Genomic DNA, 23,419 nt, shown 5'->3' with positions numbered 1-23,419 from the left:
TATGTGAATGGGGTGTACGAGCGCCGCCAACACAGCGGCGAATCGAAAGACGACGGGGTATTATCCTGCTACTGCAATACGCTTCATATCTTTCATATAGCCGCGCAGTTTCTTGCCAACGGTTTCGATTTCGTGGTTACGAATCGCTTCGTTAACATCACGAAGTTGCGCGTTATCAACCGCACCAGCCGGGATTTCTTTACCCAAGTCACCCGCTTGCAAAGTTGTCATGAACTCTTTCAGCAATGGAACTGCTGCGTAAGAGAACAGGTAGTTGCCGTATTCAGCGGTGTCAGAGATAACCACGTTCATTTCGTACAGGCGCTTACGTGCGATGGTGTTGGCAATCAGCGGCAGCTCGTGCAGAGATTCGTAGTAAGCTGATTCTTCGATGATGCCCGCATCAACCATGGTTTCGAATGCCAGCTCAACGCCCGCTTTAACCATTGCGATCATCAGAACGCCTTTATCGAAGTATTCCTGCTCAGAAATCTTACCGTCAAACTGTGCAGCGGTTTCGAAGGCAGTTTTGCCGGTCTCTTCACGCCAGGTCAGCAAGTTCTTATCATCATTTGCCCAGTCAGCCATCATGCCGGAAGAGAATTCGCCGGAGATGATGTCGTCCATGTGTTTCTGGAATAATGGAGCCATGATGGTTTTCAATTGTTCAGACAACGCATAAGCACGGACTTTCGCCGGGTTGGACAAACGGTCCATCATCAGAGTAATACCGCCTTGTTTCAGCGCTTCGGTGATGGTTTCCCAGCCGAACTGAATCAGTTTTTCAGCGTATGCCGGGTCGGTGCCCTCTTCCACCAGCTTATCGAAGCACAGCAGAGAACCCGCTTGCAGCATTCCACACAGAATGGTTTGCTCACCCATCAGGTCAGATTTAACTTCTGCCACGAAGGAAGACTCCAGAACGCCCGCACGGTGGCCGCCAGTTGCTGCAGCCCAGGCTTTAGCGATGGCCATGCCTTCGCCTTTCGGATCGTTTTCCGGGTGAACCGCAATCAGCGTCGGAACACCGAAACCACGTTTGTATTCTTCACGAACTTCAGTACCCGGGCATTTTGGCGCAACCATCACCACGGTGATGTCCTTACGGATTTGCTCGCCCACTTCAACCACGTTGAAACCGTGGGAGTAACCCAATGCTGCACCGTCTTTCATCATCGGCTGAACAGCCTTAACAACCGCAGAGTGCTGTTTGTCTGGCGTCAGGTTAACAACCAGATCCGCTTGCGGGATCAGTTCTTCGTAAGTACCCACTTTAAAACCGTTTTCGGTCGCTTTACGCCATGAAGCACGTTTCTCAGCGATAGCTTCTGCACGCAGAGCGTAAGCCACGTCCAGACCGGAATCGCGCATGTTCAGACCCTGGTTCAGACCTTGTGCGCCACAACCGACGATGACGACTTTTTTGCCTTTGAGGTAGCTTGCTTCATCGGCGAATTCATCACGCCCCATGAAACGACATTTACCCAGTTGCGCCAACTGCTGACGCAGGTTCAAAGTATTGAAATAGTTAGCCATCGTGGTGGTACTCCGTAATTGTTGTGTTGTGCTTTGTAAGGTTCGCCAGCCGTGTCTTGCTTGCGATAATGAACTCACTATATGACAGGAAATGCGTTGCTGAAATTGATATATTAACAACGTGACGTTGCAGTTTTTGCAACGTGAAAACGAGGGCTGATGACCATGGATTTACGCGATCTGAAAACGTTTCTTCATCTTGCGGAAAGCCGCCATTTTGGCAGGAGCGCGCGCGCCATGCACGTTAGCCCTTCTACGCTTTCGCGCCAGATCCAGCGCCTTGAAGACGATTTAGGCCAGCCTTTGTTTTTACGTGATAACCGCACCGTGACGCTGACTGAGGCCGGGGAACAACTCAAACAGTTCGCCCAGCACACGCTGTTGCAGTATCAGCAAATGCGCCACACCATCGGTCAGGAAGGGCCATCGCTGACCGGCGAACTGCATCTGTTTTGCTCAGTTACCGCCGCCTACAGCCATTTACCCCCGATTCTCGACCGATTCCGTGCGGAACATCCCAATGTAGAGATCAAGCTGACGACCGGCGATGCAGCGGATGCGGTAGAAAAAGTCGATTCAGACGAAGCAGATCTTGCGATTGCCGGTAAGCCAGAAACATTACCTCCCGGCGTCGCATTCTCTATTCTGGATAATTTATCCGTGGCACTTATCGCCCCAGCGCTACCGTGTCCGGTGCGGGCGCAGGTGAACCAGCCAGATCCCGACTGGGCAAAAGTGCCGTTTATTTTGCCGGATCAAGGCCCGGTGCGCCGCCGTATTGAGCTATGGTTCCGCCGCCAGAAAATCAGCAATCCGTCGATTTATGCCACCGTCGGCGGCCATGAGGCGATGGTCTCTATGGTAGCGCTGGGCTGCGGCGTGGCGCTGCTGCCGGAAATCGTGCTGGAAAATAGTCCCGAGCCGGTGCGTAACCGCGTGATGATCCTTGAACGTAGCGATGAGAAAACACCGTTTGAACTGGGTGTTTGCGTACAGAAAAAGCGGTTGCATGAACCGTTGGTGGATGCCTTCTGGAAGATTGTTCTGGAGCGCAAAATCGCCGAATAGTGTTAACGCATTCAGCCCCCAGTCATGCCCCTGGTTCGGGAGATTAATTGGTATCAAAGGTGCCAGGTGTAAACGGGCTCCGCAGGTAAAATCGTCACTAAAGAAACAGGACCTTACGAGAGGGAGTGACGATGCAAAAACCCAAAAAGATCTTCAATAACACCGATAATATTCGTAGCGAAATCATGGAAGGGCTGGTGTACGCGGGGCGCGGTAAGATCCACGCCCTGCCGGAGTATTGCGCGGTTTATCGTACGCTGGCGCAAAACGGCCAGACCGTTATCGTCAGCGGCGGTGGCAGCGGCCATGAGCCGACGTTTGCCGGGTTCGTCGGCGAAGGCGGCATCGATGCCTGCGCGCTGGGCGAAGTCTTCACATCCCCCTCTCCCGACCAAATCATTGAAGCCAGCCGTGCCGTTCATCAGGGCAACGGCGTGCTGTTCCTCTACGGCAACTACTCCGGCGATGGCATGAACTTTGATATCGCTGCTGAAATCCTTGCTGAAGAAGGGATCGAGTGCCGCACCGTGCGCGCCACGGATGATATTGCCTCGGCACCGCCGGAAAGAATGTCCGACCGCCGCGGCGTGGGTGGGCTAGCGTTTTTGTACAAGCTGACCGGCGCCGCAGCCCAGTTTGAGCACTACGCCCTGCCAGAGTTGGAAGCGCTGGCAAAAAAAGCCAACCATAACACCCGCACCATTGGTGTCGCGCTCAGCGGTTGCGCGCTGCCGCAGGCCGATGCCTTTAACTTCACGCTGGCCGATAACGAAATCGAGCTGGGCATTGGCATCCACGGTGAACCTGGGCTGTGTCGTATTCCGATGCCACAGAGCGATGAGCTGGTCGAGATGATGATTGAACGCCTGTGCAACGACCTGCCTTTCGCGAAGGGCGACAGCGTGTGCGTGTGCGTCAACAACCTCGGTGCACTAAGCAACACCGAACTAATGGTGGTCACCCGTAAAGTCGGCATGGCGCTGACGGCGCGGGGAATCAAAACCTACGACGTGCAGGTTGGCCATTTCTGTACCTCGCTGGAAATGTCCGGTTTTTCCCTGAGCATGCTGCGGCTGGACGACGAAATGCAGCGCCTGTATGACCACCCAATCCGCACCCTCGGCTGGAGAAACTAAGATGAACACCACACAATTTATCGCCTGCCTGCGGTACGTCTCTGAGGGAATGATCGCCAGTGAACCACGACTGACCGTGCTCGATCAGGTCATTGGCGATGGCGACCACGGTATCGGCATTAAACGCGGCTTTATCGCGCTTAACGCACTGCTCGCCGCACCAGAATTTACCGCCACTGATATTGGTGACGCTCTGCTGCAAAGCGGTACTCGCCTGATGACCAGCATGGGCGGCGCGTCCGGGGCCATTTTCGGTACCCTTTTCCGCGCTGGGGGTAAAGGCCTGACTGGGCGCACTGAGCTGGATGCTGCCACCCTCGCCGAGTGGTTGGCGATCGGCATGCAGGCCATCCACCAGCGCGGCGGCGCCGAGCCGGGGGATAAAACGATGGTCGATGCGTTGGCCGCCGCCGCCGAGTGCGCCAAAGCGGACGTAGCGCTAGCGCTGCCGGAAGCGCTTACCCACTGCGCGCAGGCGGCAATGGCGGGCGCAGAGGGCACCAGCGCGATGGTTGCGCGCTTTGGGCGCGCCAAAAATCTGGGTGAGCGGACCATTGGCCACTGCGACCCAGGCGCGGTGTCGATGGCGTTGATCCTGCAGTTTATGGCGGAATTTGCCCATCAGAACTAACCTGCAATAGCGCTCAACGTCCACAGGGGCCATGTTTACGCATGGCCTTTTCTGGCCTGCGGTCCGACGTCTGACGGCTAAAATCAGTGGTAGATTCAGTATTGGTGCTCCTTTTCTGTATAATGTTGCGATCCATTGTAGTGGGGGGATTGTTAACCATGTCGTTAAACAAGCCAGAACAGACGGTGTCATTGCGTGCTTGACAGCGAAAATACAAACTTAATTAGCCATCATTATGATAATCAAACCAAAAATTCGTGGATTCATCTGTACAACGACCCATCCGACTGGCTGTAAAGTCAATGTGGAAAAACAGATCGAGTACGTTAAGCAAAACGGCAAAATCGAGAACGGCCCTTCCCGCGTGCTGGTGATCGGTGCTTCCACCGGTTACGGCCTTGCTTCCAGAATTTCCGCCGCCTTTGGCAGTGGTGCCGCCACTATCGGCGTATTTTTCGAAAAACCAGGCACGGACACCAAGCCAGGTTCCGCAGGTTGGTATAACTCTGCCGCCTTCGACGAAGCGGCCAAGCGTGAAGGTCTGTATTCCAAAAGCATCAACGGCGACGCGTTCTCTGACGAATGCCGCGATGAAGTGATCAAACTCATCAAAGAAGACCTGGGTCAGATTGATCTGGTGGTTTACTCACTGGCTTCCCCAGTGCGTAAAATGCCGAAAACCGGTGAAGTCGTCCGTTCTGCGTTGAAGCCAATCGGCGAGGTTTACACCTCTAAAGCGATTGATACCAACAAAGATCAGATCATAACCGCCAGCATTGAGCCGGCAACCGAAGAAGAAGTTCAGAACACCGTTACCGTTATGGGCGGCGAAGACTGGGAACTGTGGATGGGCGCGCTGAGCGAAGCTGGCGTGCTGGCTGAAGGCGTGAAAACCGTGGCCTACTCCTACATCGGTACCGACCTGACCTGGCCAATCTACTGGCACGGTGCGCTGGGTAAAGCGAAAGAAGACCTCGACCGTGCGGCGGTTGAACTGCGCAACCAACTGGCTCCGCTGAACGGTTCTGCCAACGTTGCGGTACTGAAGTCCGTCATCACCCAAGCGTCTTCCGCCATTCCAGTGATGCCGCTGTACATCTCTATGGTCTTCAAGCTGATGAAAGCACAGGGGATTCACGAAGGTTGTATCGAGCAGATCAACCGTCTGATAACCACCAGCCTGTACGGTGACAAAGTGGCGCTTGATGACAACCAGCGTATCCGTATGGATGACTGGGAACTGCGTGAAGACATTCAGCAGGCATGCCGCGACCTGTGGCCGCTGATCACCACTGAAAACCTGGCGCAAGAAACCGACTATGCAGGCTACAAGCAGGAATTCCTGAACCTGTTCGGTTTTGGCCTCGACGGTGTGGACTACGACGCTGACGTGAACACCGAAGTTGAATTCGACGTGATCACGCTGTAATTTTTTGATGCTGCCGTAAAAAGGGTTCATGCTTGCGCATGAACCCTTTTTTATTCGGCCTGAGATGCCTGGCTAATCGAAACCAAAGCCTTCAGCGAACAGCACCTTCAACTTCGCCATCGCCTCCTGCTCGTCGCTGCCGCTGCAGATGATCTCAAGCGATCCTCGGCCTTTGATCCCGGCCCCCAGGATACTCATGATGCTTTTTCCCTTGATGGTTTTGCCATCGTAGATCATCTCGATCCGCGACTGGTACTGCGCGCACGCCTTTGCCAGTACGCCCGCCGGGCGGGCATGAATACCGTGCAGGTTGCTGATTTTCACCACTTCTTTCAACATAATTTCGGTTCCTTACTTACTGCCCGTTTGCCGGGTACATAGTCTGAACGAGGTTAAAATAGCCCTGAATCAGAAGCTGGGCGACCATCGCGCCTGGGTCGACGAACGCACGGGATCGCTCGCCGTGGATAGCCGCACGCCCGTGCTTCGCCACCATCGTGGTAGTCTGCTGCACACCCTGCTGTGCCGCTAACAACGCTTCCCGCGCCACGCTCAGCGAGTCGCCCTGACCACGCAGCACCACCAGCGCCGGAGCCATCCCATCAAGAAAGGTTTTTTCGCCCGGCTGCGCTTTGCCGCGCTGCTGCACGCCATCAAACCAGGACTGGAAAAAGTCGCCCACGTCCGGCAGCGTCATCGTCTCTCGCCCCTTAAAGACTTTTCCCGCCTGCATCAGGCCGGAAGCCATCAGCGTACCCATCGTTGAGGGCACTGCCGAGGCCATGGCTTTACCCGCCAGATAGAAAAACCGTCCCAGATCTGGTTCATCGCTATGCTGCGCATAGTCCGACGCCGCGGCAAAACCATCACTCATGGTGAGGCCCAGATCGCCGTCGCCCACTACGCTGTCCAGTTCAGTCAGTACCGTTTTGTTGCCCTGCATCACCCGCGCCCATTCGGCAAAGAGCGGGCGTAAGCTCTCGCTGTTTAACGTCATAGCGCCTCCTTAGGCGGGAAACTGCCGGAACATCGGCGTGTCGGCCTGCGCGTTCAGCAGTGCCTTAAGCTCATCGTCTACCGGCATCAAGCTGATGGACATGCCGGTCATCTCCATCGCCGTGGCGAATTCCCCCACCCATACGCGGAAGACGCGGATGTTGCTCTGCGCCAGAATCTGGTGCACGTGGCGATACATCAGGTACAGCTCTTCCAGCGGCGTCGCACCGAGGCCGTTAATCAGCACCGCCACTTCATCGCCCTGCTGGCAGGGAGAGTCGGCAATCAGCCAGGACATCATCTCTTCAGCAATATTTTCAGCTCTCAGCTGCGGCCCGCGGCGGATACCGCTTTCGCCATGGATACCCATGCCGATTTCCATCTCGTTGTCGCCAATATGGAATCCCGGCTTACCGATACGCGGTACGATGCACGGCGACAGCGCTACGCCCAGTGTCCGCACGCGTTCCCCGGCCTTCTGCGCGATACGCTGGACGGTGTCGAGGTCATCCATCCTGCCGGCCGATGCGCCAGCACATTTGTAGACGAAGAAAATCCCCGCCACGCCGCGTCGTGTGGTGGCACCGCCACCCGGCACGGAACCGGCAGAATCATCGGCGGCAACGACCGTGCAGGTCCGAATGTCGCTCTCCATGTCGGCCATTTCCGCCGCCATGTCAAAATTGAAGATATCGCCGTTGTAGTTGCCGTACAGGTACAGCACACCCGCACCGCTGTCTACCGCCTGCGTGACGGCCAGAATTTGCTCCGGCGACGGTGACTGGAACACATCGCCAATGGCGCAGCCGTCCAGCATGCCCTGCCCAACGTAGCCGAGGAACAGCGGCAGGTGCCCGGAGCCGCCACCGGTGACAATCCCCACCTTGCCGGGCACCGGGCGCGCCGTGGCAAGGCAGTGCAGATCCTCATTCACAAAGCGGAACTCATCGGGGTGCGCCAGATAGATACCTTCCAGCATCTCTGGGATAAAATCCTCCGCCTGATTCAGAAATTTTTTCATGCGTTCTCTCCATGAATATCCCGCCCGAACGGACGGGCGCGTCAATTAGCGGGCAAATTTGATCTGTGACGGGTAGGCCCAGCGCTGCAGCTCTTCCGGCGCAAAGGATTCAGGCTCCTTACCGCCGTTAATCACCAGCGCGTGGTAGTAAATCTGCGCCATCTCCTCCAGGTAAGCGGATTTCAGCACCGCTTCATACGGGTCTTTATCCACGCCGATTGCGCCATGTTTTTCCATCAGGATGGCATCGGCACGCTTGATAGGTTCGATCACGCTATCGGAAAGCGCCCGGGTGCCGGGGCGGCCATACGGCGCGACCGGGATCACCCCATCCTTGAGGTTGAGAATGGCGCACTCGTACACCACCGCCGGGATGGGTTTATTCAGCACGGCAAAGGAGGTCGCGTAGAGAGAGTGCGTGTGGGAAATCGCGAACACGTCGGGACGCGCTTTATAAATCTCGATATGCATCAGGCATTCGCTGGTTGGGCGCAATCCCGCTTCGCTTTCAATCACGTTGGCTTCAACGTCCATCACCACGATGTCGCGCGGCGTTAAATGCATTTTGTCGATAGTGGTTGGGGTCACCAGAATAAGCCCCGTCTCTTTATCCCGTACGCTGGAATTACCCGCTTTATGTTTACAGAGTCCCCATTGCTGAGCGGTTCTGGCCATTTCAACGACGTGTTTTTTCTGAATTTCTAACATAATATTTATCCTGTATACGGTTATAGGGGCGAGCGATGTCGCGACAATGATTGCCGGGAAATAACGTTGCAGTTTTTAAGCTGCAACGGCGTTTAATTAATGATTACGAATGACGGGCAAATTCATTTATCAGTGCATATTCATCCTGTGCGCGGCGAATAACATTTCCGCCATCATAGAATTCGAGAAATTCATTTAATTGCGCGAGCGCCTTAAGATGCTTTTGCGGATTATTCGTTGCCAGGACGATAATAATATCGGCCTGCATATAACCGGCGAAATCAATCTTAGAGGGCAGGCGTAATAACGTCATCCCCGTTTCCAGCGCGCCATCATCGACACCCGCGTGGGCGATAATTACGCCATCAGCCAGCATGATATAGGGCTGCTCATCGGCGATTTTATTCAGCATAATTTGCAGGTAGCGCGGTTCAATCACCCCGTTTTCCAGCAGCGATGCTGAAGCTTCGGTAATCGCCTGCTGCCAGTCACCGGGCAGCGAAGTAGCAAACTGAACGTGTTCGCGCTGCAGCAAGTCCGTTAGCGATGGCGTCGGCGGGTCAAAGCTACCCGCCGCGCTCGCGGCGCTGTTCTCATCATAGATGTAGCTGGCGAGCGCGCGCTGTAGCCCTTTGTGATCGATGATATTGCCGAAGCGTTCGAAGATAAGCAGCAACTGCTCAATCTGAATGATGTTCGGATCTACGCCCTGTAGCGCGCTGATCACATGATTACGGAACGCGCTTTTATGAATGCTGCTGATGGACGGATTCACCACAAATACCATCTTGCTGGTGTTCAGGTGCGTGGTCGAAAAGACCACGTCGTAGTGCCCGGTATAGCGTTCAAACTCGCGCCGTGACATCACTTCAGTAAAGTGCAGTTCCGGGAAAAGCACCTGCAACGTCAGGAACAGATAGGTAGAAATCGTGGCGCTGTTTTCGCACACCACCACCGCGGTTTTCTGTAGTTTAATCTGATGGATAACCCCTTCGCGGGTCAGCCAACCGCCAAAGAGCACCGTCAAAAACGCCATCTCTTCATCGGGGATTTCGCAGTGCAGCACCGTCTCGAACGGCACGGCCGCACGGCGAACCATCTCGTGCAGATGGCTGAACTCTTTCACCACCAGATCGTAAACGCTGCTGGTATTGGTCAGATGATAGCGAATACGGTAATAGGCCGGCTTCCAGTGCTGATAGATTTTTTCAATCAGCTCATTTTTCTCTTTGATAGTGACGCAGCTTATTTTCTCAAAGTTGTCGACTACCGCCACCACGCTTTCAAGCAGCAGCGTATCCAGGTGGAAATATTTATCGGCAATACTTTGAATATTGGAACTTTGGATCAGTGCCGTCAGGAAAACCAGTTCATTTTCACTATTGATATTGATTTTACTGATAACGCTCTGCATCAGGGTAAATTCTCTGCTGTCAATAATATCGGCATAGCTACTCGGAATATTGACCAGACCTTTCCCTGAATCAATACGGTGCAGGACAAAGCAGATAAAATAAATAAGCTCCTGAAGCTGACGGTCGGTAAACTGAATTTTAAAACGCTTTTCAATTTCGCTAAAAACGTTGCCGACCTTTTCCAGATAGTCGCTCATCACGTTGTTGTAGTGGGCGAGGATATTTTTTGCGACCGGAATTTCCAGCACCCGACGTAAACAGTTAAGCAGCAGGTAGCGTTTTTCCAGCTCCCCACCAAGAATATGGTAGCCGTTGCTCCGGTCGTAGCTTATCTCCAGCCCGTGCTCGATAACCTCAGCTCGTACCTTTTTCAGGTCATTGACAATCGTATTCTGGCTAACGCTCAGCGAAGAGTAGAGATGCAGCAATGACAGTCGTTCACTGCGGGTCAGCAACATAAAGATAATCATCTGCCCACGTTCTTCTTCCGAGTAGAGATAGCGATGCTCGGTTTCAGAGGTCTGATTCTGGCGAAAATGCTCAATCACATGGCGCGGGATATGCAGCTTCCCGGTTTTCAGGCGGTTGATCCGGTCGAAGTGGTTCGACTCCAGGTAGTCATTCACCTTTTTCAGCGTATAGCTCAGCTGTTTGCGCGTCAGGCAAAACTGCTCTTCAAGCTTCGTCCCCGTGATGCCGGAATCGTTCACAATGGCATCCAGCACTGCAACCACGCGTTTATCCATAGCCATGCCGACTCTCCTGCAATGAAAAGCCTGGCGGCGGCGCCTGCCGCCAGACACGAACATGAAACCCAGAATTACGCCTGCTGAACCTTTTCCTGCTGCTCGGCTTCTTGCTGTGCCAGATTGCTTTCACGACGCAGTTCGCGGGAGTAGAAGAAGTAGCCGCAGCCCCACCACAGCGCGAAGATCAGCGGGATAAAGTTGCCTTCCAGGAATTTGAACAGGAAAGAGAAGGCATAGGTGAAGACAGGCGCATCAATCGAGCTGTTCGAAATCAGCTGCCCTGCCGGGATGGTGATCGCTTTAGTGGCCAGACCGAGGTCGGTAATCATTGGCGCAAACTGCGTGCCAACGAACAGGAAAAACGGTACGCCAATAATGCTCAGGATAACCATGCGCAGCGTGTTACCGCGCGTCACCAGATAGGCCGGAACAATCAGCGCAATATTAATGATGCCAGCAAACGGCAGGATCTTATTTCCCGGCAGAATCAGCGCCCACAGCAGGGTGAACGGGATGGCAACGATAATGGCAAACCAGATCTCGCTTGCACCGCCCATAAACGGCCAGTCGATACCCACGAACAGCTTACGACCGGAGAATTTCTTATTCATATAGTCGCTGATGGCCTCAGAGATCGGCGACAGCGCCTGCATGAAGAGCTTTGAAATCATCGGGAACAGCACCAGCGCCGTTGAGGCCTGCACACCCAGCATCAGCGTTTTCGCAACGCTGTAGCCCGCAATCACCCCAAACAGGATCCCCAGAATAAAACCAATGATGTGGTTTTCAGCAAAGACCCCGACTTTAGCGCGCAGCGCGCTGGCATCCATCGGCTTATTGCAGACCGGAATTTTGCGCAGCAGCAGATCGAACGGGTAATAGATGGCACCAAAGAAAACCATACGGTGCGTACAGGTCACCCCCGGGATCCCCGTGAGCTTCTCGATACGATGCTGGTGAATATCCCCCGCGTTCAGTTCCATAATGATCTGGAAAGCGGCAACGAGGAACGCCAGTACCAGACTCCAGACCGGGCCAAACAATGGGGTGGTGACGCTCACCACGATAAACGCGGTAAAGATTTTCCCCCACACGTTCCAGAGGTCGGCGTTGAAGGTATTGGTCTTGTTCAGCATCAACATCACAATGTTTACGCCAACCTGAAGCGGGAACATGGCGAACGCATAAGGCCAGGCCCAGGAGATATTCGCCATCGTCGTCCAGCCGCCGTCGACGATACTTAGCTCAAGGCCAGTACGGTTCATCATGGTCTGCGCGGCAACACCGATGGCATCAACCATAAAGCCAATCAGCATGCTCATCCCAACGAAGGCGACGCCCAGCGTGATGGCCGCCGAGGCCGCATCGCGGAATTTCATCCGCACCACCAGCCCGGCTAATAGCATAATAAAGGGCACAAAAACCGGCGCGCCTAAATTCAGAATATAATTTATGACTACACCAAGAAAGTCCATAGCACTTCTCCACTAAAATAATTATACGGATTAAAGAGCTACACCTTATTTGCAGGCATCAATAATTTTTTGTAATTCCTGCTCCATTCCCATGCCGGTAAGAAAAGCAATCCCATTAATTACCGGGATAGGATATTGCTTATCAACTTTGGTAATGGCGATATAAGCCGCGCTGTCTTTTATATGGCTATCAAGCGATTTCAGGTCGATGACTTCAACTTTGATATGAGACTGCTGACGTTCATTCAATAAGCGGGTCACTTTACTGGCAACAGTTTGTGAGGTAGCAACGCCGCTTCCACATGCAACAATGACTTTTTTCATCTTATATATCCTTATCTAATTGCAGTCTTGATGTGAGGGTACAGAGAAAGGTTTCTACATCGTCTATTTCGCGTAGGGCCTGGACAACCTCTTCATCCGCAAGGCAGTCCATGAGCTTTTGCAGCGCGGTTAGGTGGCTGCTGTGGTCAATAAAACCAAGTAAAACAATAAAATGAACGTAAAGCGTGTTGTCATCATTACCCATTTCCTGCCAGGCAATGGGCGTAGACAGCCGCGTCACGGAGATAAAGGGGCGAATAACGTGCTGAGGATCGGTATGAGGAAGCGCGATGGCCACCGGCAGCGTTGGCAGCGCGGTAGGGTACGACTTTTCACGGGCGATGATGGCGTCAAGAAAAGAGTCCCGGACGTAGCCTTGCTCTTTAAGCAGCAAAAATATCGAAGAAAAAAAGTCAGTGGAATTATTATAATGTTTATCCAGAAATGTGAGCTGAGGTGTAAAATATTCACATCCTTGCGCACTTTCATTCGGGGCATCAATTATATCCGTTCTCATCCGAATATCCTCTCTAACCGCTAAGAATTAACTAGAGATAATGTTAATTCAGGAGCAGAAAGCGGGCGACAAATATTGCCCCCAAAAGATGTACTCAGGCTGGCGCAATGCGGTGAGCATTTTATTATTAATTACGTCACATTTTTATCGTTGAGATTCGTTGACAGAGAAATAATTCGGCGGATTATGAAAAATAAAGCGGAAAAAGGAAAGCGGGAGATAACCCAGACAGGTTATCTCCCGCTTTAAGCGGCACTTAGCCCGCGAGGAAAAAGCGGAACGCGGGGTTATTTGTCTCGTTATGACAATCGTAACCCAGCTCATTGATTCGTGTTTCGAAATCGGGCTCATTGTCGCCCAGTTCGAATGCCGCCAGTACGCGGCCATAATCCGTGCCGTGGCTGCGGTAATGGAACAGCGAAATATTCCAGTGCGTGCCGAGCGTTTGCAGGAATTTCAGCAAAGCACCCGGTGATTCTGGGAATTCAAAACTGTACAACCGTTCAAGCAGTGGTTTAGACGGACGCCCGCCCACCATGTAGCGCACGTGCAGTTTCGCCATTTCGTCATCAGAAAGATCGACAACGCCGTAACCACCTTCGTTAAGCAGTGCGATAATTTCTTGTCGTTCCTCAACACCACGAGTCAGGCGCACACCCACAAAGATGCAGGCTTCTGCCGAGCTAGAATAACGATAGTTAAACTCAGTGACAGAGCGCCCTCCCAGCACCTGGCAGAATTTCAGGAAGCTGCCTTGCTGCTCAGGAATGGTGACCGCCAGCAATGCCTCACGTTGTTCACCCAGCTCGCAACGCTCGGAAACGTAACGCAGGCCATGGAAGTTAACGTTCGCACCAGATAGAACATGCGCGAGGCGTTCACCACGGATCTGGTGCTGCTGGATGTACTTTTTCATCCCTGCCAGCGCCAGAGCGCCAGACGGTTCAGCGACCGCACGAACATCTTCGAACAAATCTTTCATCGCAGCGCAGATAGCATCGCTATCCACCGTGATGATGTCGTCGAGATATTCCTGACACAAACGGAATGTTTCATCGCCGATACGCTTAACCGCAACACCTTCAGCAAACAAACCGACGCGCGCCAAATCAACCGGCTTGCCCGCATCAAGTGCCGCTTTCAGGCAGGCTGAATCCTCCGCTTCAACAGCAATCACTTTGATTTGTGGCATCAGCTGTTTGATAAGCACCGCCACACCTGCTGCCAGACCACCGCCGCCAACCGGTACAAATATGCGGTCGATATGGGCGTCTTGTTGCAGCAGTTCAAGCGCCAGCGTGCCCTGCCCGGCGATGACTGCCGGGTGGTCGAACGGAGGTACATAGGTGAACCCCTGCTGCTGCGAAAGCTCGATGGCACGCCCTTTCGCCTCATCAAAGTTCGCGCCGTACAGCAATACTTCTCCACCAAACGCCCTGACCGCATCCACTTTGATATCCGCCGTAGTCACGGGCATGACAATCAGAGACTTGATACCTAAACGTGTTGAAGAAAGCGCAACACCTTGAGCGTGGTTTCCCGCAGAAGCGGTAATCACACCACTGGCTTTTTGTTCGCTGTTCAGCCCGGCAATCATCGCGTATGCGCCACGCAGTTTGAAACTGTGCACTGGCTGGCGGTCTTCACGTTTCACCAGAATGACGTTATCCAGCCGTGATGACAGCTTTTCCATCTTCTGCAACGGTGTAACCTGCGCGACTTCATAAACCGGGGCACGCAGAATGGCTCGCAGATATTCCGCCCCACAAGGGGCGTCAGGTAGTGGTTGTGACTCGGCCATCATTAGCCTCCAAGCTTACTTTTATCGCGCACCGCGCCCTTATCGGCACTGGTAGCGAGCATTGCGTAAGCGCGCAGAGCGAAGGAAACCTGGCGTTCACGTGCGCGTGGAGTCCAGGCTTTGTCGCCGCGAGCTTCTTGTGCTTCACGGCGAGCGGCCATTTCCTGATCGCTCAATTGCAGTTGGATCCCACGGTTCGGGATATCAATGGCAATCATGTCGCCATCTTCAATCAGCGCGATATTGCCACCGCTTGCTGCTTCCGGAGAAACGTGGCCGATAGAAAGACCGGAAGTACCGCCGGAGAAACGACCATCAGTGACCAGTGCGCACGCTTTACCAAGCCCCATAGATTTCAGGAAGGTTGTTGGGTAAAGCATTTCTTGCATGCCCGGCCCGCCTTTTGGCCCTTCGTAACGAATAACAACCACATCGCCCGCGACGACTTTGCCACCAAGGATTGCCTCAACAGCATCATCCTGGCTTTCGTAAACTTTTGCAGGCCCGCGGAATACCAGGCTTTCATCGTCTACACCAGCCGTTTTCACGATACAGCCGTTTTCTGCGAAGTTACCGTACAGCACAGCCAAACCACCTTCCTGGCTGTAAGCATGTTCTTTCGAACGGATACAACCGTTTTGACGGTCAACATCCAGAGAATCCCAGCGGCAAGATTGTGAGAATGCTTTCGTGGTACGAATACCGGCCGGGCCTGCGGAGAACATGCTTTTCACACTTTCGTCTTTAGTCAGCATGACATCGTACTGTTCCAGCGTTTGCGTCAACGTCAGACCCAGCACGTTTTTCACATTGCGATGCAGTAAGCCACCGCGATCCAGCTCGCCCAAAATACCGATTACGCCACCAGCACGGTGCACATCTTCCATATGGTATTTCTGGGTACTTGGTGCGACTTTACACAGCTGTGGGACTTTACGAGAAAGCTGGTCGATATCGGTCATGGTGAAATCGAGTTCTGCTTCCTGAGCTGCTGCCAGTAAGTGCAGAACGGTATTCGTTGAGCCACCCATGGCGACATCAAGCGTCATGGCATTCTCAAACGCTTCTTTGCTGGCGATGCTACGTGGCAGAGCACTTTCATCATCCTGCTCGTAATAACGTTTGGTCAGAGCGACGATACGTTTACCGGCATTGAGGAACAACTCTTTACGGTCTGAGTGTGTTGCCAGCAGAGAACCGTTACCCGGCTGAGATAAACCCAGCGCTTCGGTCAGGCAGTTCATGGAGTTAGCCGTGAACATACCGGAGCAAGAGCCACAAGTTGGGCATGCAGAGCGTTCTACCTGCTCGCTTTGCTCGTCGCTCACTTTCGGGTCTGCGCCCTGAATCATTGCATCAACCAGGTCGAGCTTGATGATTTGGTCAGAGAGCTTGGTTTTCCCGGCTTCCATCGGGCCGCCGGAAACGAAAATAACCGGAATGTTCAGGCGCAAAGAGGCCATCAGCATCCCTGGGGTGATTTTGTCGCAGTTGGAGATACAAACCATCGCGTCGGCGCAGTGCGCGTTGACCATATATTCCACGGAGTCAGCGATAAGCTCACGTGACGGCAGAGAATAAAGCATGCCGCCGTGGCCCATGGCGATACCATCATCCACCGCGATGGTGTTGAACTCTTTCGCCACACCGCCCGATGCTTCGATTTGCTCTGCAACCAGTTTACCCAAATCGCGCAGGTGAACGTGGCCTGGCACGAACTGAGTAAAGGAGTTAACTACCGCAATAATTGGCTTGCCGAAATCGTCATCGGTCATCCCGGTTGCGCGCCACAATGCGCGGGCACCCGCCATATTGCGGCCATGGGTGGTAGTGGCTGAACGGTACTTAGGCATGCTTATTTACTCCAGTCTGTTTCCCATCATAATTCGCACCACAGATGCGTTGGCAGCCTTACTCCCTCCAGTCACTTACTGCAGTAAGCTCCTGGCGATTCGCTGCGTTGTCGCCTTCCTGTCGCACGAATTATTTCGGTAAAAATTTGTCGTTAATTATTGGTTAACTGGATCTAACCAGCCCCATTTGTCTTCGGTTTCGCCGGTGAACAGGCCAAAGAATGCTTGCTGAATACGCTTGGTAATCGGGCCACAGCGGCCTTCGCCTACCTGAATACGGTCAACGCTACGAACCGGCGTGATTTCTGCCGCCGTGCCTGACATAAACACTTCGTCGGCCAGGTAGAGGGACTCGCGGGACAGCACTTGTTCACGTACTTCGATACCCAGGTCTTTCGCCAGCGTAATGATGGCGTCACGGGTAATGCCCGGCAGCGCGGAAGAGGTAAATGGCGGGGTAAACAGGATGCCGTCTTTTACTTCAAACAGGTTTTCACCCGCACCTTCAGACAGGTAGCCGTTCACGTCCAGCGCGATGCCTTCCTGATAACCATGACGACGAGCTTCGCTGCCAACCAGCAAGGAAGAAAGGTAGTTACCACCGGCTTTCGCCGCAGTAGGAATAGTGTTTGGCGCCACTCGGTTCCATGAGGAAACCATTGCGTCGATCCCTTGATCCAGCGCTTCTGCGCCGAGGTATGCACCCCATGGGAAGGCTGCGATGATCACATCAGTGGTGTAACCGTCTGGCGGGTTCACGCCCATACCGACGTCACCCACAAAAACTAACGGGCGGATATACGCGCTGGTCAGGTTGTTTTTACGGATAACAGAACGGCAAGCCTCCATCAGCTCATCAACACTTTGTGATACAGGGAAACGATAGATTTTTGCGGAATCACGCAAACGCTGCATGTGTTCACGATGGCGGAACACCACTGGACCAATGTGAGATTCATAGCAACGGATGCCTTCAAAGACCGATGTGCCGTAATGCAGCGCATGGGACATTACATGGACCTTTGCTTCGCCCCACGGCGTCATCTCACCATTGAACCAGATGTAATCAGCTTTCTTCGTTGTCATTGTTCTCTTCCTTCTGCGCTCAGGCGCGGATTTGTTGTGTTGTTTGTTGCTGGATTTCGACGCGTCCAACGTCAACCAGTTTGCTTAATTGACTAAACAGTAATTCGACTGGGCGCAGGCTGGCAACGGTCAATTCAATATTAATATCGTCAGTGTTCCCCACCGTGACCATGTTCATAGAACAGACCTGAAAACCACGATGACGCACCACGCGTAACACGCGTTCCAGCGTTTCTGGACGAAAACGGGCCGTTACTGCGAGCTGATGTTGCATCATGATAATTTCTCCAGCATTTGAGAGTTACTGGCACCTGGTGGCACCAACGGCCAGACATTTTCGTACTCATCTATCGAGACGTGAAGCATGTATGGGCCATCACTGTTGAGCATCGTATCGATGGCGGCTTCTACCTGGTCCTTACGAGTAATGTGTTGACCTGGGATACCGAAGGCACTGGCTAGCGTGAGGAAATCGGGGTTATCGGAGAGATTGGTTTCACTATATCGTTCTGAGAAAAACATCTGCTGCCACTGGCGTACCATTCCTAAACGTTGGTTATCCAGTAAAACGATTTTGAGCGGCAGCTGTTTTCGTTTTACGGTGCCCAGCTCCTGAACGTTCATCATGAAAGAGCCGTCACCCGAGATACAGATAACCGTATCGTTCGGCCGGGCTACCTGTGCGCCTACGGCTGCGGGCAGACCAAAACCCATCGTTCCCAGGCCACTGGAAGTGATGAAATTCTCCGGACGTGTGAATGACATATGCTGAGCCGTCCACATCTGGTGCTGGCCCACGTCAGTGGTCACCACGCATTCCTGCGGCTTGCGGTCAGAGATTTGTTTCAGTAATAACGGGGCAAAAATGGCTTCGCCAGGATGATCGTAGCGCCATGGGTTATTAGCGCGCAAAGTGGCTACTTCTTGCTGCCAGTCCGCGATATCCAGCGGTTGCTGCAGCGCCTGTAATAACTGGACCAAATCCCCCTGCAACCCAACATGTGCCTGGCGCAATTTACTTAATTCAGCCGGGTCGATGTCCATATGGATCACTTTCGCGTGAGGGGCAAAGGTATTCAATTTTCCGGTAACACGGTCGTCAAAACGGGCGCCGACGGCAATCAGCAAGTCGCATTCTTGCACCGCGAAGTTAGCTGCTTTGGTGCCGTGCATACCTAACATGCCGGTATAAAACGGATGCTCTGCTGGAACGGCACCCAAACCTTTCAAGGTGACCGTAGAAGGCATATTGGTAACCGCAATGAATTCGCGCAGCGCAGGAACCGCCTGAGCCATGCCGACGCCACCGCCGACATACAGCATAGGTTTGCGGGCACTGGCTATCATTTCGCGAGCCTGTTGCAGCTCGGCATGCGGCATTGCAAAATCATCTTCAACTGTCGATAACCACGGCTCCAGATCGCCTTGTGCTAATTGAATATCCTTAGGGATATCCACTAACACGGGGCCCGGACGACCAGAGTTTGCAATTTCAAAGGCTTCTGCAAGGACGCGAGGTAAATCATCGAATGATTCAACGAGGAAACTGTGTTTGGTGCACGCGAGGGATAATCCTAAAACATCCACTTCCTGGAACGCATCGGTACCGATGAATGGGGCGGCGACCTGGCCTGTGATGGCAACGACTGGAACGGAGTCTAACAGCGCATCGGCAAGGCCAGTGATTAGGTTGGTAGCGCCAGGCCCGGAAGTGGCGATGCAAACGCCTGTTTTTCCAGTAGAACGTGCATACCCAATGGCTGCCATTGCAGCGCCTTGTTCATGGCGACAGAGCAAGTGTTCGACCCCGCCGTCATACAACGCATCATAGACGGGCATGATTGCGCCACCCGGATAGCCGAAAACTGTCTCTACACCCTGCGCTCGCAACGCATGTACCACCCACTGCGCACCATTCATAGTTAGTTCCCCGTCTCATTATCGGAGAAACAGCATTTTATTCTGCAACGCATCATCTGTTCCTCTCCGTATTTCTTTGCCCAACAAAAAACCCCCGGACCTTTCGGTGCGGGGGTTCTTTTCGATTCAGGCTTGATTTTTAAGCCTTTCTTTCTCCAAGTGCAGCCCCGCACGGTGGGATAATAATCACCACCACGCTAATCACGACCAGGCTAATCACTTGTAGGAGGGCTTTCATGTTTGTTTATTCTGTCTACTTGTTCGAAGTAATGCCTACAGAGTTATCACAGAGTCAGAGACAAGCACAAGATTTTTTTATGGCGAGAAAGGGGATACAAAAATCAGTCAACAAAAAAACTTTTTGTTTTCAGCACATAAGTAGATAGTGAAAATATTTCATATAGAGCGAATTCTTATTCCTCTCCTCAAAATTTCTTCCAAAAATAAATCTTTTGCGAAGCGCATCGCAGAATAATTTTCAAAAAAGAAATCTTACTCGAAAGTCTGGAAGGCGTTGCGAGGAACATTATTTCGCCTCTTTCAGCATCATTAGCAAGCTGACAGGATGAAAGTTCACCCAGAGGAAAGAGCTATGTCACTGGCAGTTGTTAATACAAGAGCAGCATTAGGCATTGCCGCCCCATTGGTAACCGTTGAGGTTCATATCAGTCAAGGGTTGCCAGGTTTGACGCTTGTGGGCTTACCGGAAACGACAGTCCGTGAAGCGCGAGACAGAGTGCGAAGTGCCATCATCAATAGTGGCTATACTTTCCCGGCCCGGAAAATCACGATAAATCTCGCGCCGGCAGATCTTCCTAAGGAAGGCGGCAGGTATGACTTACCTATTGCTCTGGCATTGCTGGCAGCGTCTGAGCAGCTCTCTATTGATAAGTTAAGTCAATATGAGTTCGTTGGTGAGCTCGCACTTACCGGGGCGTTACGAGGCGTCCCAGGCGCAATTTCATCTGCTATGGAGGCTTTAAAATCAGGGAAGAAAATAATCGTTGCCGATGAAAACTCCGCTGAACTTAGTTTGATAACACAAGCTGGCTGCCTTATTGCAAACCATCTCACTGAAGTCTGCGCATTCCTTGAAGGCAGAGCCGAATTATCTGCTCCAGAAAAACAACCGCAGCAACACATTGAATATCGGCAAGACCTTAATGAAATTTTTGGTCAGTCTCAGGGGAAGCGAGCGCTAGAGATCACCGCAGCTGGTGGGCATAACCTATTACTCATTGGCCCTCCAGGAACGGGTAAAACCATGCTGGTCAGCCGACTGAATACTTTACTCCCCCCTTTAAGCGACAGTGAAGCGCTGGAGAGTGCTGCCATTCTAAGCCTGGTCAATCCACATTCGTTACAGCAACAGTGGCGTCAGCGCCCATTCAGAGCGCCTCATCATAGCGCTTCACTGAGTGCAATGGTTGGTGGAGGTTCAATACCAAGACCCGGTGAAATATCTCTGGCACATAACGGTGTGTTATTTCTCGATGAACTCCCGGAATTTGAACGCCGTGTGCTTGATGCATTACGCGAGCCTATAGAATCAGGGGAAATTCATATTTCCCGTACCCGTGCAAAAATTAGCTACCCTGCCAATTTTCAACTTCTGGCTGCGATGAACCCAAGTCCAACAGGTCACTATCAAGGTAAGCATAATCGCTGCACACCCGAACAAACGCTGCGCTACCTTAGCCGTCTTTCAGGGCCTTTTCTTGATAGATTTGATTTATCCGCAGAGATCCCACTTCCGCCACCTGGAATGCTAAGTAATCCAGGTGTGAGCAGCGAAAGTAGCGCAGACGTAAGAGCAAGAGTCATCGCTACACAACAGCGGCAGTATGAGAGACAGCAAAAGTTAAATGCGAGACTGGATAACCATGAAATCAGAAAACATTGTGTCATTGAGCACAATGATGCCATGTGGCTTGAAGAGACATTGGCAAAGTTGGGGTTGTCGGTACGTGCATGGCATCGATTATTAAAAGTTGCACGAACAATTGCAGATATTCAGGAACATAAACAGATACAGAGGGAACATCTTCTAGAAGCATTGAGCTATCGGGCGATTGACCGCTTACTCATTCATCTACAACAGTTAACAGGATAAAAAATGGGGCTTTCGCCCCATTTTTATTAATCATCACTGTCGGTATAGTCTTCAACCGCATCCGCCTGCGGCTTGCCACCTGAGAGGGTATGGAAACGTTTAGGGCGCTTAATTCGCGCCATGTATTTGCTCCACACACGTTCTGCATCTGTCACCGGCTCACGTTCACCACGGCATACAGCTACAAACAGAACTTCCTCTTCAGTACCAGGTTCACGCTTGCCAAGATCCAGCTCATTGAACGCATAACCATGACGCTCTAATAACTGGGCTTCTTTGATGGTGAAATCACCATGGCGAGCGAACCCGCGTGGATAATGTTTATTGTCGAAAAACCGATTAGTCGTCGTAAAGCTTTCCGCCATCCTGCACGCTCCTAATTCTCTTGGTCGAGCTATTTATGGCGCGGAGTATTAGTTACGCTTGACAGAGCGTCAAACAAAACATTTAAATCATAACGACAAATTTTTTTTGGGAGAGAGTTGTGGATACTGAATTATTAAAAACGTTTCTAGAAGTGAGCCGAACGCGGCATTTTGGGCGGGCTGCAGAGGCTCTTTATCTAACGCAATCAGCAGTTAGCTTCAGAATTCGTCAATTAGAGAATCAACTCGGCGTGAATCTTTTTACTCGTCATCGTAATAATATTCGCCTGACGACAGCAGGTGAGCGTTTGTTGCCTTATGCAGAAAACCTCATGAATACCTGGCTCGCTGCCAAAAAAGAAGTTTCCAACACATCTCAGCACAATGAGCTAACGATTGGTGCTAGTTCTTCACTTTGGGAATGCATGCTTTCTGAATGGCTTGTTGCTCTGTATCAACAGCACAAAGGACTTCAATTTGAAGCCCGTATTTCCCAACGCCAGTCGCTAGTTAAACAATTGCATGAACGTCAACTTGATCTGCTGATCACGACGGAATCGCCAAAGATGGACGAGTTTTCATGCCAGTTATTAGGGCATTTTAACCTGGCACTATTTTCTTCTTCACAACAAAGCTCAAAAACAGGGTTAACGTATTTACGTCTGGAGTGGGGTCCTGATTTTCAACAACATGAAGCGGGCCTTATCAACAATGATAGCATTCCAGTTCTAACGACTAGCTCAGCACAAATAGCCTATAAATTGTTGGCACCGCTCAATGGTTGTTCATTTTTACCCATCGAATGGGCCAAAGAATGCGAAGGAATTTACCAGGTACCCGATACAAATACACTTTCGCGCCCTTTGTATGCGATCTGGTTACAAAATAGTGATAAACAAAGCACAATCAAAGAGTTATTAAAGACACCACTTATGGCGCAGTAATGCGCTTTTGTAGATTTGAGGGATAACTTGAGGAATTTTAGGCAAAAAAAATCCTTTGCCGAAGCAAAGGATCATTATATGGCAGGGGCGGAGAGACTCGAACTCGCGACACCCGGTTTTGGAGACCGGTGCTCTACCAACTGAGCTACGCCCCTAAATAACGCTTATTATTAAGCCCGCTGATTAAGCAGGCATAATTTTTTTATAAGTGGCGGAACGGACGGGACTCGAACCCGCGACCCCCTGCGTGACAGGCAGGTATTCTAACCGACTGAACTACCGCTCCACCGAATTTCTTTCTTATTACCACCAGATGTCACATTCTGGCTTTT

The 23,419-nt window shown here is 52.1% G+C and carries 22 protein-coding genes and 2 tRNA genes; 6 read left to right on the top strand and 18 right to left on the bottom strand.

Going from position 1 to position 23,419, the window contains the following annotated elements; translation table 11 throughout:
• Positions 1-60: 60 nt before the first annotated feature.
• A complete protein-coding gene (ilvC, locus tag LVQ77_RS20580; protein ID WP_151995967.1) occupies positions 61-1,536 on the bottom strand; it encodes a ketol-acid reductoisomerase in 1,476 nt (491 codons plus the stop codon).
• A gap of 165 nt (positions 1,537-1,701) precedes the next feature.
• Between ilvC and ilvY the strand changes: the two genes are divergently transcribed.
• From ilvY to fabV, 4 genes are all read left to right on the top strand, one after another.
• Positions 1,702-2,604, top strand: a complete 903-nt coding sequence (gene ilvY, locus LVQ77_RS20575; protein WP_151995971.1) for an HTH-type transcriptional activator IlvY — start codon at positions 1,702-1,704, stop codon at positions 2,602-2,604.
• Positions 2,605-2,735: 131 nt separating this feature from the next.
• Positions 2,736-3,740 carry a dihydroxyacetone kinase subunit DhaK gene (locus LVQ77_RS20570; protein WP_232905376.1) on the top strand — a complete coding sequence of 335 codons (1,005 nt, stop codon included), beginning with the start codon at positions 2,736-2,738 and terminating at the stop codon, positions 3,738-3,740.
• A 1-nt stretch (position 3,741) separates the two neighbouring features.
• A complete protein-coding gene (gene dhaL, locus LVQ77_RS20565; protein ID WP_232905375.1) occupies positions 3,742-4,371 on the top strand; it encodes a dihydroxyacetone kinase subunit DhaL in 630 nt (209 codons plus the stop codon).
• A gap of 235 nt (positions 4,372-4,606) precedes the next feature.
• Positions 4,607-5,800: an enoyl-ACP reductase FabV gene (gene fabV, locus LVQ77_RS20560; protein WP_232866446.1), complete on the top strand. Its 1,194-nt coding sequence runs from the start codon at positions 4,607-4,609 to the stop codon at positions 5,798-5,800.
• Positions 5,801-5,872: 72 nt separating this feature from the next.
• Here fabV and LVQ77_RS20555 read toward each other — a convergent pair whose 3' ends face one another.
• From LVQ77_RS20555 to ilvL, 14 genes are all read right to left on the bottom strand, one after another.
• Positions 5,873-6,139: an HPr family phosphocarrier protein gene (locus tag LVQ77_RS20555; protein ID WP_035896560.1), complete on the bottom strand. Its 267-nt coding sequence runs from the start codon at positions 6,137-6,139 to the stop codon at positions 5,873-5,875.
• A gap of 16 nt (positions 6,140-6,155) precedes the next feature.
• On the bottom strand, positions 6,156-6,797 hold the full coding sequence (locus tag LVQ77_RS20550; RefSeq protein ID WP_232905374.1) for a dihydroxyacetone kinase family protein: 642 nt from the start codon (positions 6,795-6,797) through the stop codon (positions 6,156-6,158).
• 9 nt (positions 6,798-6,806) lie between these two features.
• A complete protein-coding gene (locus LVQ77_RS20545; protein ID WP_232866442.1) occupies positions 6,807-7,817 on the bottom strand; it encodes a dihydroxyacetone kinase subunit DhaK in 1,011 nt (336 codons plus the stop codon).
• Between the two features lie 45 nt (positions 7,818-7,862).
• Positions 7,863-8,525, bottom strand: coding sequence for a class II aldolase/adducin family protein (locus LVQ77_RS20540; protein WP_232905373.1), 663 nt, complete (start codon positions 8,523-8,525; stop codon positions 7,863-7,865).
• Positions 8,526-8,628: 103 nt separating this feature from the next.
• Complete coding sequence (locus LVQ77_RS20535; protein ID WP_232905372.1) at positions 8,629-10,692, bottom strand: BglG family transcription antiterminator; 2,064 nt, start codon at positions 10,690-10,692, stop codon at positions 8,629-8,631.
• A gap of 68 nt (positions 10,693-10,760) precedes the next feature.
• Positions 10,761-12,164: a PTS galactitol transporter subunit IIC gene (locus tag LVQ77_RS20530; RefSeq protein ID WP_232866435.1), complete on the bottom strand. Its 1,404-nt coding sequence runs from the start codon at positions 12,162-12,164 to the stop codon at positions 10,761-10,763.
• A 45-nt stretch (positions 12,165-12,209) separates the two neighbouring features.
• Entirely contained in the window at positions 12,210-12,488 is a 279-nt protein-coding gene (locus LVQ77_RS20525; protein ID WP_232866432.1) for a PTS sugar transporter subunit IIB, read from the bottom strand.
• 1 nt (position 12,489) lies between these two features.
• Complete coding sequence (locus tag LVQ77_RS20520) at positions 12,490-13,005, bottom strand: PTS sugar transporter subunit IIA (RefSeq protein ID WP_232905371.1); 516 nt, start codon at positions 13,003-13,005, stop codon at positions 12,490-12,492.
• Between the two features lie 256 nt (positions 13,006-13,261).
• Complete coding sequence (ilvA, locus tag LVQ77_RS20515; RefSeq protein WP_151996171.1) at positions 13,262-14,806, bottom strand: threonine ammonia-lyase, biosynthetic; 1,545 nt, start codon at positions 14,804-14,806, stop codon at positions 13,262-13,264.
• 2 nt (positions 14,807-14,808) lie between these two features.
• Positions 14,809-16,659 carry a dihydroxy-acid dehydratase gene (gene ilvD, locus LVQ77_RS20510; RefSeq protein ID WP_064515146.1) on the bottom strand — a complete coding sequence of 617 codons (1,851 nt, stop codon included), beginning with the start codon at positions 16,657-16,659 and terminating at the stop codon, positions 14,809-14,811.
• 156 nt (positions 16,660-16,815) lie between these two features.
• The gene (locus tag LVQ77_RS20505; protein ID WP_151996170.1) at positions 16,816-17,745 is read right to left on the bottom strand and encodes a branched-chain amino acid transaminase; all 930 of its coding nucleotides are present in this window, start codon (positions 17,743-17,745) and stop codon (positions 16,816-16,818) included.
• 19 nt (positions 17,746-17,764) lie between these two features.
• Positions 17,765-18,022, bottom strand: coding sequence for an acetolactate synthase 2 small subunit (gene ilvM / locus LVQ77_RS20500; RefSeq protein ID WP_064515142.1), 258 nt, complete (start codon positions 18,020-18,022; stop codon positions 17,765-17,767).
• Positions 18,019-19,665: an acetolactate synthase 2 catalytic subunit gene (ilvG, locus tag LVQ77_RS20495; protein WP_232905370.1), complete on the bottom strand. Its 1,647-nt coding sequence runs from the start codon at positions 19,663-19,665 to the stop codon at positions 18,019-18,021. The genes ilvM and ilvG overlap by 4 nt, the downstream gene beginning before the upstream one ends.
• 139 nt (positions 19,666-19,804) lie before the next feature.
• Positions 19,805-19,903 carry an ilv operon leader peptide gene (gene ilvL, locus LVQ77_RS20490; protein WP_072009493.1) on the bottom strand — a complete coding sequence of 33 codons (99 nt, stop codon included), beginning with the start codon at positions 19,901-19,903 and terminating at the stop codon, positions 19,805-19,807.
• 354 nt (positions 19,904-20,257) lie between these two features.
• On the opposite strand from ilvL, the gene LVQ77_RS20485 reads away from it, so the two are divergent.
• A complete protein-coding gene (locus tag LVQ77_RS20485; RefSeq protein ID WP_232905369.1) occupies positions 20,258-21,778 on the top strand; it encodes a YifB family Mg chelatase-like AAA ATPase in 1,521 nt (506 codons plus the stop codon).
• 26 nt (positions 21,779-21,804) lie between these two features.
• Here LVQ77_RS20485 and LVQ77_RS20480 read toward each other — a convergent pair whose 3' ends face one another.
• Positions 21,805-22,143 carry a MaoP family protein gene (locus LVQ77_RS20480; protein ID WP_151996167.1) on the bottom strand — a complete coding sequence of 113 codons (339 nt, stop codon included), beginning with the start codon at positions 22,141-22,143 and terminating at the stop codon, positions 21,805-21,807.
• An 89-nt stretch (positions 22,144-22,232) separates the two neighbouring features.
• Between LVQ77_RS20480 and hdfR the strand changes: the two genes are divergently transcribed.
• On the top strand, positions 22,233-23,087 hold the full coding sequence (gene hdfR, locus LVQ77_RS20475) for an HTH-type transcriptional regulator HdfR (RefSeq protein WP_370639870.1): 855 nt from the start codon (positions 22,233-22,235) through the stop codon (positions 23,085-23,087).
• 79 nt (positions 23,088-23,166) lie between these two features.
• Here the strand turns inward: hdfR and LVQ77_RS20470 are convergent.
• Positions 23,167-23,242: transfer RNA gene (locus LVQ77_RS20470), tRNA-Trp, on the bottom strand.
• 54 nt (positions 23,243-23,296) lie between these two features.
• A tRNA-Asp gene (locus LVQ77_RS20465) sits at positions 23,297-23,373 on the bottom strand.
• Positions 23,374-23,419 lie beyond the last annotated feature (46 nt).

Source organism: Buttiauxella cochleicola, from assembly GCF_021282435.1.
GTDB lineage: Bacteria > Pseudomonadota > Gammaproteobacteria > Enterobacterales > Enterobacteriaceae > Buttiauxella > Buttiauxella massiliensis.
The sequence above is the reverse complement of the archived record's forward strand: the minus strand, read 5'-3'. Positions and strand labels throughout refer to the sequence as shown.

Coding starts and splice junctions, on each gene's coding strand:
- LVQ77_RS20545 (WP_232866442.1), bottom strand. CDS start 7,817: ATGAAAAAATTTCTGAATCAGGCGGAGGATTTTATCCCAGAGATGCTG.
- LVQ77_RS20480 (WP_151996167.1), bottom strand. CDS start 22,143: ATGGCGGAAAGCTTTACGACGACTAATCGGTTTTTCGACAATAAACAT.
- ilvL (WP_072009493.1), bottom strand. CDS start 19,903: ATGAAAGCCCTCCTACAAGTGATTAGCCTGGTCGTGATTAGCGTGGTG.
- fabV (WP_232866446.1), top strand. CDS start 4,607: ATGATAATCAAACCAAAAATTCGTGGATTCATCTGTACAACGACCCAT.
- ilvC (WP_151995967.1), bottom strand. CDS start 1,536: ATGGCTAACTATTTCAATACTTTGAACCTGCGTCAGCAGTTGGCGCAA.
- ilvG (WP_232905370.1), bottom strand. CDS start 19,665: ATGAATGGTGCGCAGTGGGTGGTACATGCGTTGCGAGCGCAGGGTGTA.
- LVQ77_RS20550 (WP_232905374.1), bottom strand. CDS start 6,797: ATGACGTTAAACAGCGAGAGCTTACGCCCGCTCTTTGCCGAATGGGCG.
- LVQ77_RS20535 (WP_232905372.1), bottom strand. CDS start 10,692: ATGGCTATGGATAAACGCGTGGTTGCAGTGCTGGATGCCATTGTGAAC.
- LVQ77_RS20505 (WP_151996170.1), bottom strand. CDS start 17,745: ATGACAACGAAGAAAGCTGATTACATCTGGTTCAATGGTGAGATGACG.
- LVQ77_RS20525 (WP_232866432.1), bottom strand. CDS start 12,488: ATGAAAAAAGTCATTGTTGCATGTGGAAGCGGCGTTGCTACCTCACAA.
- ilvD (WP_064515146.1), bottom strand. CDS start 16,659: ATGCCTAAGTACCGTTCAGCCACTACCACCCATGGCCGCAATATGGCG.
- LVQ77_RS20530 (WP_232866435.1), bottom strand. CDS start 12,164: ATGGACTTTCTTGGTGTAGTCATAAATTATATTCTGAATTTAGGCGCG.
- dhaL (WP_232905375.1), top strand. CDS start 3,742: ATGAACACCACACAATTTATCGCCTGCCTGCGGTACGTCTCTGAGGGA.
- ilvA (WP_151996171.1), bottom strand. CDS start 14,806: ATGGCCGAGTCACAACCACTACCTGACGCCCCTTGTGGGGCGGAATAT.
- LVQ77_RS20570 (WP_232905376.1), top strand. CDS start 2,736: ATGCAAAAACCCAAAAAGATCTTCAATAACACCGATAATATTCGTAGC.
- ilvM (WP_064515142.1), bottom strand. CDS start 18,022: ATGATGCAACATCAGCTCGCAGTAACGGCCCGTTTTCGTCCAGAAACG.
- LVQ77_RS20520 (WP_232905371.1), bottom strand. CDS start 13,005: ATGAGAACGGATATAATTGATGCCCCGAATGAAAGTGCGCAAGGATGT.
- LVQ77_RS20555 (WP_035896560.1), bottom strand. CDS start 6,139: ATGTTGAAAGAAGTGGTGAAAATCAGCAACCTGCACGGTATTCATGCC.
- LVQ77_RS20540 (WP_232905373.1), bottom strand. CDS start 8,525: ATGTTAGAAATTCAGAAAAAACACGTCGTTGAAATGGCCAGAACCGCT.
- LVQ77_RS20485 (WP_232905369.1), top strand. CDS start 20,258: ATGTCACTGGCAGTTGTTAATACAAGAGCAGCATTAGGCATTGCCGCC.
- ilvY (WP_151995971.1), top strand. CDS start 1,702: ATGGATTTACGCGATCTGAAAACGTTTCTTCATCTTGCGGAAAGCCGC.